The 16,518-nt window shown below is 44.7% G+C and carries 7 protein-coding genes, 2 tRNA genes and 3 rRNA genes; 4 read left to right on the top strand and 8 right to left on the bottom strand.

What is annotated here, in order from left to right; all coding sequences use genetic code 11:
• Window positions 1-54 precede the first annotated feature (54 nt).
• Window positions 55-1,854, top strand: coding sequence for a DEAD/DEAH box helicase (locus CW740_RS01830; RefSeq protein WP_106645950.1), 1,800 nt, complete (start codon window positions 55-57; stop codon window positions 1,852-1,854).
• 68 nt (window positions 1,855-1,922) lie between these two features.
• Here CW740_RS01830 and CW740_RS01825 read toward each other — a convergent pair whose 3' ends face one another.
• From CW740_RS01825 to tyrS, 8 genes are all read right to left on the bottom strand, one after another.
• Window positions 1,923-3,530: a tetratricopeptide repeat-containing sulfotransferase family protein gene (locus tag CW740_RS01825; protein WP_106645949.1), complete on the bottom strand. Its 1,608-nt coding sequence runs from the start codon at window positions 3,528-3,530 to the stop codon at window positions 1,923-1,925.
• 332 nt (window positions 3,531-3,862) lie between these two features.
• Window positions 3,863-3,978, bottom strand: a 5S ribosomal RNA gene (gene rrf, locus CW740_RS01820).
• Between the two features lie 131 nt (window positions 3,979-4,109).
• Window positions 4,110-6,999 (bottom strand): 23S ribosomal RNA (locus CW740_RS01815).
• A 214-nt stretch (window positions 7,000-7,213) separates the two neighbouring features.
• A tRNA-Ala gene (locus CW740_RS01810) sits at window positions 7,214-7,289 on the bottom strand.
• A 36-nt stretch (window positions 7,290-7,325) separates the two neighbouring features.
• A tRNA-Ile gene (locus CW740_RS01805) sits at window positions 7,326-7,402 on the bottom strand.
• A gap of 110 nt (window positions 7,403-7,512) precedes the next feature.
• Window positions 7,513-9,051 (bottom strand): 16S ribosomal RNA (locus CW740_RS01800).
• The 16S, 23S and 5S rRNA genes sit together here with 2 tRNA genes alongside, the layout of an rRNA operon.
• Window positions 9,052-9,685: 634 nt before the next feature.
• Window positions 9,686-11,059 (bottom strand): S8 family peptidase, encoded by a 1,374-nt coding sequence (locus tag CW740_RS01795; RefSeq protein WP_106645948.1) that lies wholly within the window; start codon window positions 11,057-11,059, stop codon window positions 9,686-9,688.
• A 183-nt stretch (window positions 11,060-11,242) separates the two neighbouring features.
• Entirely contained in the window at window positions 11,243-12,439 is a 1,197-nt protein-coding gene (gene tyrS, locus CW740_RS01790; RefSeq protein ID WP_106645947.1) for a tyrosine--tRNA ligase, read from the bottom strand.
• Window positions 12,440-12,806: 367 nt separating this feature from the next.
• On the opposite strand from tyrS, the gene CW740_RS01785 reads away from it, so the two are divergent.
• From CW740_RS01785 to CW740_RS01775, 3 genes are all read left to right on the top strand, one after another.
• Complete coding sequence (locus CW740_RS01785) at window positions 12,807-14,183, top strand: peptidoglycan DD-metalloendopeptidase family protein (RefSeq protein WP_227523881.1); 1,377 nt, start codon at window positions 12,807-12,809, stop codon at window positions 14,181-14,183.
• A 6-nt stretch (window positions 14,184-14,189) separates the two neighbouring features.
• Window positions 14,190-15,296, top strand: a complete 1,107-nt coding sequence (locus tag CW740_RS01780; protein WP_106645946.1) for an anhydro-N-acetylmuramic acid kinase — start codon at window positions 14,190-14,192, stop codon at window positions 15,294-15,296.
• 81 nt (window positions 15,297-15,377) lie between these two features.
• The gene (locus CW740_RS01775; RefSeq protein WP_106645945.1) at window positions 15,378-16,505 is read left to right on the top strand and encodes a GGDEF domain-containing protein; all 1,128 of its coding nucleotides are present in this window, start codon (window positions 15,378-15,380) and stop codon (window positions 16,503-16,505) included.
• The last annotated feature ends 13 nt before the right edge of the window (window positions 16,506-16,518 follow it).

The following is a 16,518-nucleotide window of genomic DNA, read 5'->3' as shown; positions in this document are numbered from 1 at the left end:
GCCTACGCTTATTCGAGCAAATTCGCTCTTCATGTTTTTTTATAGGTAACACTGATGACACAAAATCAAACGATCACCAGTTTTGACGAACTGGGGCTTTCTCCTGCCGTATTGAAATCCATTAAACAGGTAGGCTATGAGCAACCATCCCCAATTCAAAGCGCCAGTATTCCAGTGCTTATGTCTGGCAAAGATATTATTGGCCAGGCTCAAACAGGAACCGGTAAAACTGCCGCTTTTGCTTTACCCATGCTTTCAAAGCTAGATGCAAAAGATAGCAATACCCAATTATTAGTCCTGGCCCCTACACGAGAACTTGCCATTCAGGTTGCAGAAGCTTGTCAAAGCTATGCCAAGAATATGCCTGGAATGAATGTGTTACCAATATATGGTGGCCAACGTTACGACACTCAGCTAAGACAATTAAAACGCGGTGCACAGATTGTTGTGGGCACCCCAGGTCGAGTGATGGATCATATTCGTCGTGGCACTCTCAACTTAGATAACCTGAAAGCCTTAGTACTTGATGAAGCTGACGAAATGCTTCGAATGGGCTTTATTGAAGATGTAGAGTGGGTTCTTGGTCATACGCCTGATACTCGCCAGATCGCTCTTTTCTCGGCGACCATGCCTAAAGAAATCAAAAAGGTTGCGGAAAAATATTTGAACGAACCTGAGCATATCAAAATTCAATCCAAAACCAGCACAGCCACTACAATCGATCAGCGTTATTGGTTAGTTAGTGGACTTCATAAACTCGATGCCCTTACTCGCGTACTGGAAACCGAGGAATTTGACGGCATGATCATCTTTGTGCGCACTAAAATTGCCACGATTGAACTTGCGGACAAATTGACGGCAAGAGGTTTCAGGGCTGAAGCACTTAATGGCGATATCGCTCAGAATGCTCGCGAACGCATCGTAGAAAAATTAAAAAAGGGCCAATCAGATATTCTGATTGCAACTGATGTTGCTGCTCGAGGCCTTGACGTTGAACGTATCAGTCACGTGGTTAACTATGACATTCCTTACGACACCGAATCTTATGTACACCGTATTGGTCGTACTGGTCGTGCAGGCCGTAGTGGGCATGCTATTTTATTCGTAGCCCATCGTGAACGCCGTATGCTTAAAGCCATTGAGCGTGCCACGAACCAACCGATTACAGAAATGCAAATGCCTAGCATTGAAAATATCAATGAACAGCGCATGAGTAGATTTGAACGTAAAGTACTAAGCACGATTGAAAGCGATGATTTGAATTTCTTCAAACAGTTTGTTCAGAAGCTTGAAGCTAAAACTGATTGCGAGCCTGAAACAATTGCCGCAGCTTTGGCAAAGTTAGCTGGTGGAGATGAACTTATCCTGAAAGAGATGCCAAAAGCTAAAAAAGAACGTAGCGATAGAACTGATAGACCAGAAAGAAGCGAACGACGTGATCGTAAAAGTCGTGATGAAGGCAAACGTGGAAGTGATAGAAGCTTTTCACCCTACGCCCAACCTTTAAAAGCTCATCCTGATATTGAAATGGAGCGCTTTAAAATCGAAGCAGGCCATAACCATAATGTGAAAGTAAGCAACATTGTTGGTGCAATTGCTAATGAAGCCGAACTCGATAGTGAATATATCGGTCGTATCGATATCTTTGATGAGTTTACTACAGTTGATTTACCATCTGGTATGCCAAAAGAAGTTCTGCAAATTTTAAGCAAAGCTCATGTGGCTGGCAGACCTATGAATCTAACGGTTATTGGTGATCAGAAAAGCAATAAGTCTAGTGGTAAAGGCGACAAAAAGTTTAAAGGTAAAGACAAAGGAAAGCCTAAAGGTAAAGTAGGGAAACCTAAAAAATAAATACAAATAAAGGCCTCAATCGAGGCCTTTTTTAATAGTTTTAATTTTGAAGAGTAACTAAGAAAAGCTTAATATTCCCAGCCTTCCAAGCAACCATACGCTTCTAACTTTTCAATTAGAGGCTTTAACTCTTGTTTGTAATTCTTCCACATTCCAATTGAGCTTGAATAAACCTTTTGTCTAACCTGGCTTGCACTAGCGGTTGTTGTTGCCTGTTTATTCTTATGGAACTCTAAACAAGATTCCTCCCACTCTAAATTACAAAAGCTGATAACACTTTTTGATGTTTGCTCAAGGTCATTAACCAGATCTTCATATCGAACCGTTTTAACTACTCCTGGTAATGATTTCTTCCAATGTTCCATCAGTAGTTGATGCTCGTAATAATAATCTGCCAATTCTTCGAGATCATATGAGAAGTGGAATGCATCAGTAAATAGCTGCTTAAAGACTGAATAACACACATCAAGTGGATGTCTTTCAAGCAACAAAATTTTAGCATTTGGAAGCGCCAAATGGATTAGGCCGATGTAAAGTGAGTTCTGAGGAAGCTTATCGATAAAATGGTCTTTTTTGCCAGCTAATGTCTTTGTGGCTTCTAAATATTGTTGCCCAAGTTGGGCAAAATCTAGCTTAATAGAATCTGATACCATCTGGCTACGGGATAACTTAGGATCGAGCTTCAGCTTTTCCATACCAGCACTTATCAACCGATTAAAGTGTGTCAGCTCTCCTGCAGAAGCAACCCTGCTGTGACTACTAACAATTCTCTCTAGCAAGGTTGTTCCAGTTCTAGGTAACCCAACAACAAATATTGGTTTGTCTGATATATTATTGATAGGGTTATTCGTAGCCTTCTTTTCAAAAAGGTCGTCTGAATAGGTCTGTCTTGTTGAACGAATAAATTTAAGGTCTTCATTTATGTCGTAATTTAAATGCTTACGATAGACTTCAGCACCTGCCAACCTCACTCTGAAACTTTCTGAAAAGTTCTCACAATCTTCCAGCTCTTTCGCTAGTGAGTAAAGAACTTTTGCTTTCCTAATAGGATCCTTTATAGATATTTTAGAAAACGCTTCTAATTCCTTAATATGGTTGCTGGAGGAAGTTTGTCTTTTCAAGTGACTTCTAAAGAAGTGAATATCACAATCTAATTCAGTTCCCTTCAAAGCATTTGTTGCCAGCGAATCAGCTTCGTCTATATTTCCAAGAAATAAATTAACATTGGCTAGGCTAAATAATAATTCTTGATTGTTTGGTTCATTTACAAGTAGTTTTAGATAACACTTTTCTAAGAGCTCATATCTCTGAGTTCTATTAAAAAATGCAGCAAGGGACTTTAGCACAGCTTGCTCTATAACATTCCTATCAAGCAATTGAGCCCCTAACCGACATGCACTATCTATTTCACCACTTTGCTCTAATAGCATTATTTTATTTAGCTTGAAATTAATTTGATTTGGCGAAAGTTTAATTGCCTTATCAATAGATGTTATAGCCACCTCTAATTTCCCTACCCTCATAGCAATAAAAGAATTTGTCATCCAAGCTTCTGCAAATTTGGGATATCGCTTTAGCAACTGCTGACATTGATTCCAAGCTGATTGTAGGTGATTAGAATTAATTAACTGATGAACTTGTTGCAGCAATTTTTGTGACGGTATTTTTTCTTGCACTTGAGCTCTATGCCTATTTAAATTTTATTTATTATAACTTTAAAACCTTAATAATAATATTAAATGAAAACCTTGAGTTTAATGAATCGATCAGGTCTCATTCCATTTTAAATGTACACTTAGTTAGATGTTTTAATTAGTATTGCATGCCATACCTAAAGTAACAGTCTTGTAAGAAATATTTGCTTTTCGAATTAATATCAAAGATATGATTTAAGAAGACAGATTAAATATTGAGAGGACATGTTTTTCAATAGGACTGAATGATTTGAAGCTTTATAGAAACATAAAAAAAGCCCCAGCATTGCTGCTAGGGCTTTTTTATTATAAGCGCTTGGCGATGACCTACTCTCACATGGGGAAGCCCCACACTACCATCGGCGATGAGTCGTTTCACTTCTGAGTTCGGGATGGGATCAGGTGGTTCCAACTCTCTATTGTCGCCAAGCATAAAACGTTGAGTATTTATGCTTGCTACAAGTCTTTCAATTTGGCAGAAGAAGTTAAAATCTGTATGCAGTATTCACCAGTGTTGTGTTTTTCAGTTATTTGCTACATAACAAACCACTTGGGTGTTATATAGTCAAGCCTCTCGAGCAATTAGTATCAGTTAGCTTAACGTCTCACAACGCTTCCACACCTGACCTATCAACGTCGTAGTCTACAACGGCTCTTCAGGAGACTTAAAGTCTCAGGGAGATCTCATCTTGAGGGGGGCTTCCCGCTTAGATGCTTTCAGCGGTTATCCTGTCCGAACATAGCTACCCGGCAATGCCACTGGCGTGACAACCGGAACACCAGAGGTTCGTCCACTCCGGTCCTCTCGTACTAGGAGCAGCTCCTCTCAAATCTCCAACGCCCACGGCAGATAGGGACCGAACTGTCTCACGACGTTCTGAACCCAGCTCGCGTACCTCTTTAAATGGCGAACAGCCATACCCTTGGGACCGGCTACAGCCCCAGGATGAGATGAGCCGACATCGAGGTGCCAAACACTACCGTCGATATGAACTCTTGGGTAGTATCAGCCTGTTATCCCCGGAGTACCTTTTATCCGTTGAGCGATGGCCCTTCCATTCAGAACCACCGGATCACTATGACCTACTTTCGTACCTGCTCGACGTGTCAGTCTCGCAGTTAAGCTGGCTTGTGCCATTACACTAACCTCATGATTTCCGACCATGATTAGCCAACCTTCGTGCTCCTCCGTTACTCTTTGGGAGGAGACCGCCCCAGTCAAACTACCCACCACACACTGTCCTCGATCCGGATAACGGACCTGAGTTAGAACTCAAAACATACCAGGCTGGTATTTCAAGGTCGACTCCACACACACTGGCGTGCATGCTTCAAAGTCTCCCAGCTATCCTACACAAGCAGGTTCTAAGTCCAGTGTGAAGCTGTAGTAAAGGTTCACGGGGTCTTTCCGTCTAGCCGCGGGAACACTGCATCTTCACAGCGAGTTCAATTTCACTGAGTCTCGGGTGGAGACAGTGTGGCCGTCGTTACGCCATTCGTGCAGGTCGGAACTTACCCGACAAGGAATTTCGCTACCTTAGGACCGTTATAGTTACGGCCGCCGTTTACCGGGGCTTCGATCAAGAGCTTCTCCGAAGATAACCCCATCAATTAACCTTCCGGCACCGGGCAGGCGTCACACCCTATACGTCCACTTTCGTGTTTGCAGAGTGCTGTGTTTTTGATAAACAGTCGCAGCCACCTGGTATCTTCGACCAGTCTCAGCTCAAGGAGCAAGTCCTATCACCAAAACCGGCGCACCTTCTCCCGAAGTTACGGTGCCATTTTGCCTAGTTCCTTCACCCGAGTTCTCTCAAGCGCCTTAGTATTCTCTACCTGACCACCAGTGTTGGTTTGGGGTACGGTCGGTGTATATCTGAAGTTTAGAAGATTTTCCTGGAAGCCTGGCATCAACCACTTCAGTCCCGTAGGACCTCGTCGTCAGCTCTCGGCCTTAAGAACCCGGATTTGCCTAAGTTCTCAGCCTACCACCTTAAACGCGGACAACCGTCGCCGCGCTGGCCTAGCCTTCTCCGTCTCTCCATCACAATATACACCGGTACAGGAATATTAACCTGTTTCCCATCGACTACGCATCTCTGCCTCGCCTTAGGGGCCGACTCACCCTGCTCCGATTAACGTCGAACAGGAACCCTTGGTCTTCCGGCGTGCGGGTTTTTCACCCGCATTAACGTTACTCATGTCAGCATTCGCACTTCTGATACCTCCAGCAACCTTCTCAAGTCACCTTCAACGGCTTACAGAACGCTCCTCTACCAATATACTAAAAGTATATTCCGCAGCTTCGGTGTATCGCTTAGCCCCGTTACATCTTCCGCGCAGGCCGACTCGACTAGTGAGCTATTACGCTTTCTTTAAAGGGTGGCTGCTTCTAAGCCAACCTCCTAGCTGTCTAAGCCTTCCCACATCGTTTCCCACTTAGCGATAACTTTGGGACCTTAGCTGGCGGTCTGGGTTGTTTCCCTTTCCACGACGGACGTTAGCACCCGCCGTGTGTCTCCCACGCTGTACTCCTAGGTATTCGGAGTTTGCATCGGGTTGGTAAGTCGGGATGACCCCCTAGCCGAAACAGTGCTCTACCCCCTAGGGTAATACGTGAGGCTCTACCTAAATAGATTTCGAGGAGAACCAGCTATCTCCCGGTTTGATTAGCCTTTCACTCCGATCCACAGTTCATCCCCTCATTTTGCAACATAAGTGGGTTCGGTCCTCCAGTTGGTGTTACCCAACCTTCAACCTGACCATGGATAGATCACCGGGTTTCGGGTCTACCTCCAGCAACTAAGCGCCCTATTAAGACTCGGTTTCCCTACGGCTCCCCTATTCGGTTAACCTTGCTACTGAAGAGTAAGTCGCTGACCCATTATACAAAAGGTACGCAGTCACACGACTAAATCGTGCTTCCACTGCTTGTAAGCATGCGGTTTCAGGGTCTATTTCACTCCCCTCACTGGGGTTCTTTTCGCCTTTCCCTCACGGTACTGGTTCACTATCGGTCGACAGAGAGTATTTAGCCTTGGAGGATGGTCCCCCCATCTTCAGTCAAGATAACACGTGTCCCGACCTACTCGTTTTCACTTCCAATTCGCTTTCGTGTACGGGGCTATCACCCTGTATCGCCAGACTTTCCAGACTGTTCCACTAACTCACTAGAAACTTAAGGGCTAATCCGCGTTCGCTCGCCGCTACTAACGGAATCTCGGTTGATTTCTGTTCCTACGGGTACTTAGATGTTTCAGTTCCCCGCGTTCGCCTCTTACACCTATGAATTCAGTGCAAGATAACCAGCTTATACTGGCTGGGTTTCCCCATTCGGAAATCCTCGGATATAACGTTTGTTGTCAACTCCCCGAGGCTTATCGCAGACTACCACGTCCTTCATCGCCTTCTGTCGCCTAGGCATCCACCGCATGCTCTTAGTCACTTGACTATATAACCCCAAATAGTTTGAAGTCATACAGCACAAACAACTGTTTTTATCGTTATGCGTCCGACTTATGACACATAACGCCAACATGATGAATACAAATTTGCTTACAAATTTTTACTCGCTTCTGCCAAATTGTTAAAGAACTCGTTCTGGTCATAAATACCCAGATGAATAAGTTTTCCTATTCATCTTGATACTTAAACTTGATCGTAAATGGTGGAGCTAAGCGGGATCGAACCGCTGACCTCCTGCGTGCAAGGCAGGCGCTCTCCCAGCTGAGCTATAGCCCCATTTGATATCGGTGATTTCGGCCTCTCAGCCTAATTTGGTAGGTCTGGGCAGACTTGAACTGCCGACCTCACCCTTATCAGGGGTGCGCTCTAACCAGCTGAGCTACAGACCTATTATCTATATCTGTTTTGTTACAGACGCTACTGGCCTGCACAACCGATCAAGTTCCAGTGAAATAAGACAATTTGTGTGAACACTTATGAGACGTGTAATCTTAGTCTGTAAGGAGGTGATCCAGCCGCAGGTTCCCCTACGGCTACCTTGTTACGACTTCACCCCAGTCATTGACCACACCGTGGTAACCGCCCAATGTTAAGCTAGCTACTTCTGGTGCAAACAACTCCCATGGTGTGACGGGCGGTGTGTACAAGGCCCGGGAACGTATTCACCGCAGCATTCTGATCTGCGATTACTAGCGATTCCGACTTCATGTACTCGAGTTGCAGAGTACAATCCGGACTACGAACAGCTTTAAGAGATTAGCTCCCCCTCGCGGGTTGGCAACCCTCTGTACTGCCCATTGTAGCACGTGTGTAGCCCAGGTCGTAAGGGCCATGATGACTTGACGTCGTCCCCACCTTCCTCCGGTTTGTCACCGGCAGTCTCCTTAGAGTTCTCAACTTAATGTTAGCAACTAAGGACAAGGGTTGCGCTCGTTACGGGACTTAACCCAACATCTCACGACACGAGCTGACGACAGCCATGCAGCACCTGTCTCAGAGTTCCCGAAGGCACCAATCCATCTCTGGAAAGTTCTCTGGATGTCAAGACCTGGTAAGGTTCTTCGCGTTGCATCGAATTAAACCACATGCTCCACCGCTTGTGCGGGCCCCCGTCAATTCATTTGAGTTTTAACCTTGCGGCCGTACTCCCCAGGCGGTCTATTTATCGCGTTTGCTGCGCCACTAAGTATCTTAATATACCCAACAGCTAATAGACATCGTTTACGGCGTGGACTACCAGGGTATCTAATCCTGTTCGCTACCCACGCTTTCGCACCTCAGCGTCAGTATCAGCCCAGGGGGTCGCCTTCGCCACTGATGTTCCTCCAGATCTCTACGCATTTCACCGCTACACCTGGAATTCCACCCCCCTCTTCTGTACTCTAGACGACCAGTCTCAAATGCAGTTCCCAGGTTGAGCCCGGGGCTTTCACATCTGACTTAATCATCCGCCTACGCGCGCTTTACGCCCAGTAATTCCGATTAACGCTTGCACCCTCCGTATTACCGCGGCTGCTGGCACGGAGTTAGCCGGTGCTTCTTCTATAGGTAACGTCAATCCAAGCAGGTATTAACTACTTGGCCTTCCTCCCTATTGAAAGTGCTTTACAACCCGAAGGCCTTCTTCACACACGCGGTATTGCTGGATCAGGCTTGCGCCCATTGTCCAATATTCCCCACTGCTGCCTCCCGTAGGAGTCTGGGCCGTGTCTCAGTCCCAGTGTGGCTGATCATCCTCTCAGACCAGCTACAGATCGTTGCCTTGGTAGGCCATTACCCCACCAACAAGCTAATCTGACGCAGGCTCATCGAATAGTGAGAGCTTTCAAGAAGAGGCCCTCTTTACACCGAAGTGCACATGCGGTATTAATCCGGATTTCTCCGGGCTATCCCCCGCTACTCGGTAGATTCCTACGTGTTACTCACCCGTCCGCCACTCGTCATCAAAAAAGCAAGCTTTTTCATGTTACCGTTCGACTTGCATGTGTTAAGCATACCGCCAGCGTTCAATCTGAGCCATGATCAAACTCTTCAGTTTAAAGTTTTTCGAAGACCGAAATCTTCTAAATATCTTGACTCGATGAATCACCAACTTGAATTACATTTTGTTCTATATAGAACGAATTGTCTTTCAGGGTGTTGGTCACTCAATCGATAAATGGATTACATCATCGACATAAGTGCCCACACAAATTGTCTTATCTTCTCTGTTAAAGAACGTCTTGGCGAAGAACCTGCTCCGCTCAAGTGGGCGCACATTATATATCGCCCCAACCTCCTGTCAACATCTTTTGATAATCTTTTTTAACTTTCTGTTAAACAAACAATTATCAACCATTTCGCTCCCTTGAAATGCCTCCGAGTTTCCTCAGAGCCGGCGCGCATTATAGAGCGCCATAACTTCCTGTCAACATCTTTTCAAAAACTTTTTTTAACGCTTCTGAAACCGCCCTTCCTGGACTTTCCTTCCAAGACTTCTGCCTCGAAAGTGGTGCGCATTATAAGCACCATTTTTGACTTCGCAAGCTCTTTTTGAATGTTTTTTTAAATTTATTTTTAAACGTCTGTTTTATGTTCAAAATGTCTATAATTCAGGCTGTTATCGTATGCTTTTCATTCAATCATTAAAAAAGGCCAGCGATGTGGCCTTTCTAACTGAGTTTTTAGTTATATTAATAGCCGGATGAGGCTCTGCCATGACCAGATTGATCATCCTTCCCGGGTTGATTGATATCTGTAGCTCTTTTCATCAACTCGCGCTCTACTTCAACAGGTGACATATCACCACCATTTTCGCTGATAATTAATGCTGCTACTCCTGCAACATGTGGTGATGCCATACTGGTTCCAGCATTCCAGCCCCAGCCTGTTGGAGTTGTACTTAATACCATGTCGTAAATATAACATGGGAATCCTGGTATTACCGGCCCATTACAAGGAGCTGCTCCGTATGTGAAGGCTAAATCATAGTTCCCACCAGGGCCTGCGATATCAATGCCACTCTTTCCATAGTTAGAATAGCTGGCCATCACATCAAGATTTGTTGAAGTGTCCAAGCCCCAGCCGACTGGGCCAAGAGATGAAACTGAAATTACATGATTACCTTCTGCAGGGAATGCCTTTAATGAGGCATCGTGATTGAGATCACGAGCATCATTTCCCGCTGCCGCAATGATCACACTACCTTTCTTGTTCACATAGTGAGTAACTCGATTTAATGCTGTAAACAGTTCAGCGCAGTCTTTTGCAGGGAAATGGTCTTCACCAAAAGTACAGTTGCGAGGAATATCCGCGCCAAGGCTCATGTTAATAACATCTGCGTCAATATCAGCCGCATAGACCATACCCTGGAAGATTGAAGAGAATGGTCCACTGCCAGAAACACCAGATAGAACCTTTACCGTAACAATTTCCGCTTCAGGAGCAACCCCGATGGTACCAAATGCGTTATCAGCTGCAGCAATGGTCCCTGCCACGTGGGTTCCATGTGAACCGGCCGGACTGTTATATGCTTCACCATTAATAAAAGATGTACTTAATCCGGTATTTAGATTCGGGGCAAGATCAGGGTGAGATGACATAATCCCACTATCTAATACCGCCACTCGAACCCCTTGACCTTTGACCCCAGCTTGCCATGCTTCTGGTGCATTAACTGCATCGTGTCCCCATTGCAGGTCAAAATAAAAATCATCATCACCCGATGCTGGTGGGTTGATTGACTGCTCCTCAAAACTAATTTCCGGCATAGCCTGTTCAGAAGGACTTACAAATTGAAGTTCAATATCTGCAAAGGTACTTTGAATTTTTGCGTTACTACTGAGTCGCTCGCGGATATCTGAATTGTCACTTTCAATCATTAACATACCGACTTGAGGCAGTTGGCCGGTAACGGTTGCACCCTGCGCTTCGATTTCCTGAATCAATGCGGAATCCAGCTTATTACCTTTGGTCATTACGATGTAAGACTGAGCTAATAGAGTTGATGGTAAAGTAAGAGAGGCGCCTAACAGTGCCAGGCCAGAGAGTTTAAATTTATTTTTCATTGAATGTTCTCCAACATTATTATTTCCTATATTCCGTGTTGCCCCATGCAACTCAGCTAGCCTATAAAATACCTATGCTTTATTGAAGACTTTCTGTACCATTTTTGGGTCACTTAATGCAAAAAAGCTCGCCATTGGCGAGCTTCCTGTAAAAGTCTTTGACGAAAACGACTTAAATGTGAACTAGGTCAAAGTTACATAAGCAATCTTTTTCTTACCTGCCTGAATGAGATACTTGCCCGGCTTTAGCATTAATGATGGCTCAACCACTTCCCAGTCCACTTTAACTCGCCCATTCTTCAACATATCTTTGGCCTGTGCTGAATTTGCGGCCAGTCCAGCTCGATTGATTATGGCGCCGATAGGAAATTGTTCTGCTCCATCCATATCAACTTCAACCTCAGGCGTACCTTCCGGAACTTCACCTTCCTTAATAATGTTACCAGCAGCTTTATGAGCATTATCAGCAGCTTCTTTATCATGAAAGCGCTCAATAATTTCTTTTGCCAGTTCTATTTTAATATCACGAGGATTAGCACCCTGCTCAACCTGCTTTTTCAGCTCTTCTATCTCTGGCAGCGGACGGAATGACAATAGTTCAAAGTAGCGCCACATCATACTATCCGGAATAGAAAGTAGCTTTTGATACATAACACCAGGAGCTTCAGTGATACCTACATAGTTGCCCAGCGACTTGGACATCTTCTGTACGCCATCCAGTCCTTCTAATAATGGCATCATTAGAACCGTTTGCGGGCGTTGCCCATAATGCTTCTGTAGCTCACGCCCCATAAGTAGATTAAAACGCTGATCTGTTCCGCCTAATTCGACGTCAGACTCTAACGCAACAGAATCATAACCTTGTACTAATGGGTAAAGGAACTCATGAATGGCGATAGGCTGCTCATTACCATAACGCTTTTTGAAGTCATCTCGCTCAAGCATTCTGGCTACAGTGGTATGAGAAGCCAACTTAATCATACCGGCTGCACCCAGCTTTTCACACCATTCAGAGTTAAATGCAATGGTGGTTTTAGCTGGGTCAAGAATCTTAAACACCTGCTCCTTATAGGTCTCTGCGTTAGCAAGTACTTCTTCACGAGTAAGAGGTTTACGAGTGGCATTTTTACCGGTTGGGTCACCGATCATGCCGGTAAAATCCCCGATTAGAAAAATGACCTCATGGCCTAACTGCTGAAATTGACGCAACTTATTAATTAAGACGGTATGCCCCAAATGCAGATCAGGTGCCGTCGGATCGAATCCAGCCTTAATTTTCAATGGCTTGCCAGTCTTCAGCTTTTCAAGCAACTCGTCTTCTAACAGAATTTCTTCGGCGCCTCGCTTAATTTCAGCGAAAGCCGCTTGAACATCAGTCATTGTCTCGTATTTCCTCTATTTGCAATGGGCACAAAGATACACGAAAACCTCAAGGATGCAACGAATTTGCGCTTTCCAGAACTCGCGACCTGGTTCACAAAATATCGCCTTTTTCACAATTTTCGATCTTAGATCAAAAAAACAGGCCGTTTTTATCATTTTACATTGACCAAAACACCCATTATGGTTAAGGTTATTGCGCAAAATCTGTTCAACCAACTTCTTAACTAATGCGATGATTAACCGAGATTACAAAGGCTTTCAGAAAAGCAAACCACTCTTTTCCCGCAAAAAAACGCGTCGAAAGGGCATTTTGCTATTTTCTGCCACGTTTATCGCTCTTTTAGCAGTGACCAGCTACATTAAAATGACTCCAGGAGAAGAGTCAGAGCAACAAACCACTTCACAAGATACTGAAATCCTTCAATTAAACCTTTCATCGGATGAATTAGAAATTAAACAACCAGTAGAACTGACTTCTGCTGGCGAACAGTCTGTGGGCGAACTATCCCTAACCGAAGTAGCCCTTAAGGCCAGTCGTGAGAACCGCTCCTTAGTAGAGGAAACTCAAGAGGAAGTTGCACCTGAACCTCAGGAACCACAAATCAAGTGGGAAACTTTGACTGTAGAAAGCGGTGACAGTCTTGCCAAAATCTTTAAGCGCAAAGGCTATAGCGCCTCAGATTTGCACTATATGATGCAAAGTGACGAGCAAATTGAAATCCTAAAAAAGATTCGTCCGGGCCATACCCTCGAGTTTGCTAGCAATGATGACAACAGCTTCCTCGGACTTCGTTATCCTTATAGCGTAAGCGAAACTCTTCAGGTTACTAAGCTGGCTGACAAAGAATTTGACGTCGCGATTGACGAAAAGGAGATTGAGTTTAAAACCCGTTTTGCCACAGCTACTATAACCAGTAGTTTTTATATGGCTGGCAAAGACGCCGGATTGCCTGATGGCGTCATTATGGAACTGGCGGGCGTATTCGAATATGACATCGATTTTGCATTAGAGATCCGTAAAGACGATAGCTTCTCTGTTTTATATGAAGAGAAGTACGTGGATGGTGAGAAAGTTGGATACGGCAATATTCTTTCAGCAGAGTTTACCAATCAGGGCGACAACTTTGCAGCGGTTCGCTATACCGACTTAAATGATCGTACAGCTTATTATACTCCAGAAGGTAAAGCTCTACGTAAGTCATTCCTACGTGCTCCACTGCAGTTTAATTATGTGAGCTCGAACTTTAACCCTAATCGTTTCCATCCAATTCAAAAGCGCGTAAAGCCACACCGTGGTGTTGATTACCGCGCTCCAATTGGAACTCCTGTGCGGGCAGCTGGCGATGGTCGTGTGACCCACTCTGCTTATAACAAATACAATGGAAACTATGTGTTTGTTAAGCACGGCAACAATATTACAACTAAATACTTACACTTCTCCAAACGTGCTGTTAAGCCCGGCGAGAGAGTAAAACAGGGCCAAATTATTGGCTACGTGGGATCTACTGGTATGTCACAAGCACCACACTTGCATTATGAATTTGTGGTTAATGGTGTTCATCGTAATCCTCGTACCGTTAAGCTTCCACATGCGGCTCCCGTTCCAAGGGAAGAAATGGAACGCTTCAGAGAACAAAGCAAACCATTATTGGCGCAGCTTGAAACCGAGCGTACAACCTATTTCGCACGCTTGAATGAAGAATCAGGCGCAAGCAACAACAATGGAAAACTTCAAAAGTAATTATAAATGGCCTTATATATTGGCTTGATGTCGGGCACTAGCGTCGACGCGATTGACGCGGTGCTCTGCGATATTGATAACTCCTCAGCAAATCCGATTCAGCTTCTTCATACTAAAAGTGTCCCTTTTCCTAACGTTATTCAGCAACAGATACATTCTTTAAGTAATGCCGAATACGCCCATGACCCGATTGAAGAAATGGCCTTGCTTGATCGTGAACTGGGTGAGTTATTCGCTGAGTCTGTCGATGACCTGCTTAAAGATAGCGGTTATAAAAAAGAGGACATCATAGCAATTGGCAGTCATGGACAGACTATTCGCCACCGACCCGATGCTTATCACCCTTTTACCATTCAAATCGGAAATCCTCATACCATTGCCGCACGAACCGGCATAATGACAGTAGCTGATTTTCGTACCCGAGATATGGTGTATGGCGGTCAGGGTGCTCCCTTAGTCCCGGCTTTCCACCGGGCTATTTTTTATGACCCGGAACAGGATCGGATCATTGTTAATCTGGGTGGCATAGCAAATATTACTGTTCTACCTGCCCAGGGCCAGGTGCTTGGCTATGATACAGGCCCTGCTAACACTTTAATGGATCAGTGGATCGGACTTCATCAGAGTAAAAGTTTTGATGCAGATGGCCAGTGGGCCCAACAGGGAAAGGTAATACCTAGTCTTTTGCAGGATTTATTAAGTGACAGTTATTTTGCGCAGCCCTTCCCCAAGAGTACCGGTCGTGAGCACTTTAATCTGAATTGGCTACATCAGTTTACTTGCGATGAGTTTGTGCCACAGGATGTTCAGGCGACTTTACTAGAACTCACAGCAATAACGGTCAGTCAGGCAATCCAACAACACACCTCAAGTGCCACTGTAATTCTTTGTGGCGGCGGGGCCTATAACTCTGCTCTAAAACAAAGACTGCAACAGCATCTTGATGGCTACGACATTAAATCCTCACAGGATTTTGGGGTTGCTCCTGACTGGATAGAAGCCATGGCTTTTTCCTGGTTGGCACACCGCTGCATTAACCGGCTACCCGGCAACCTCCCAGCAGTGACTGGCGCTCGAAGCACTACAATTCTTGGTGCTATATTCGCTCCCTAAGCTATTCTCAGTAAGTTTCATTTGCCTATTTATTAGTCTTGTTGCATATTAGTTAATGCAAATTTGCATTAAGTGGCCAATATGTCAGATAAAAGCCTTTCCCCCATAGCCGTCAAGTGGCAACTGATACTCGACCAATCCATGGATCGTCTAATCGTTCTTTTGGCCTTGTGTACAGTTCCTGCGGTTGTCAGCTCTTTAGCCCGAATTCCAGAGATGGGATTTCAGCCCTCAATGCTCTTCCACATTGTGGTTGGGCTGTTGATGATTGGCGTCGCAGTGTTCCGCAACATTCTGTCATTCCACGTAAAAACCAACGTCGTTTTGACACTAAGCGTTACCATCAGCGTTGTAGGCTTATGGGACTGGGGTTTGGTGGGCAACGGTTTTGTCTGGATGTTGTTGAGTGCCAGCTTATTTGCGTTAATTTATGGCAGTCGGACCGTATTTATCTTTATCGCATTATTCATTGGTTACTCAATAGTCATAGCATATCTGTATATCAACGGAAGTTTGTCAATACCAGTATCACATAACCAGTACTCTCAATCATTAAGCGCATGGAGTACCGCTATCATTGGCGCTGCAATGCCACTGATTATTGTCAGCTATGCGATTGTCGCACTTGTCAAAAAAGCCGGTCTGCTGATTATCGCGCTAGAAGATCAAAAGCAACAGGCCACTCATCTGGCGGAGCGGGATCCCCTAACAGGCCTGTATAATTTACGTGTGCTGAATAATCGTCTGGAGCACGCAATCAATCTCGCTCAAAGACAGCCGATGCAAATTTATTTATTGAATATTGATTTGGATGACTTTAAACAGATAAATGATCAATACGGCCATGCCGCTGGTGATGTTGCGCTGGAGTATGTTGCGAAAACTCTGGTTAAAGTCACGAGAGAATCAGATACCGTTTGTCGAGTTGGCGGTGACGAGTTTTTAATACTGATTGATACTGCTTTGGAAGTCCCAATCAAACAGGTTGTATACAGAATTCGTAATGAGCTAGCGACCCGTATTACCTTTGAGGGCCATACCTTTCCAATTGAGGCCAGTATCGGAGTTGCTGAGTACAACCATAGCAGCCGTGAAGAAATCAGTAGCGACCGCATGATTCGTATGGCGGACCAGGCTATGTATAAAGAAAAAGCTTTGCGAAAACAAAAAAAGCTGACTCGAGGTAAACCCGATCCAGCTTTACAGTAATTTAACTTGGATT

This window comes from Kangiella profundi (assembly GCF_002838765.1).
Taxonomy (GTDB): Bacteria; Pseudomonadota; Gammaproteobacteria; order Enterobacterales; family Kangiellaceae; genus Kangiella; species Kangiella profundi.
The sequence above is the reverse complement of the archived record's forward strand: the minus strand, read 5'-3'. Positions and strand labels throughout refer to the sequence as shown.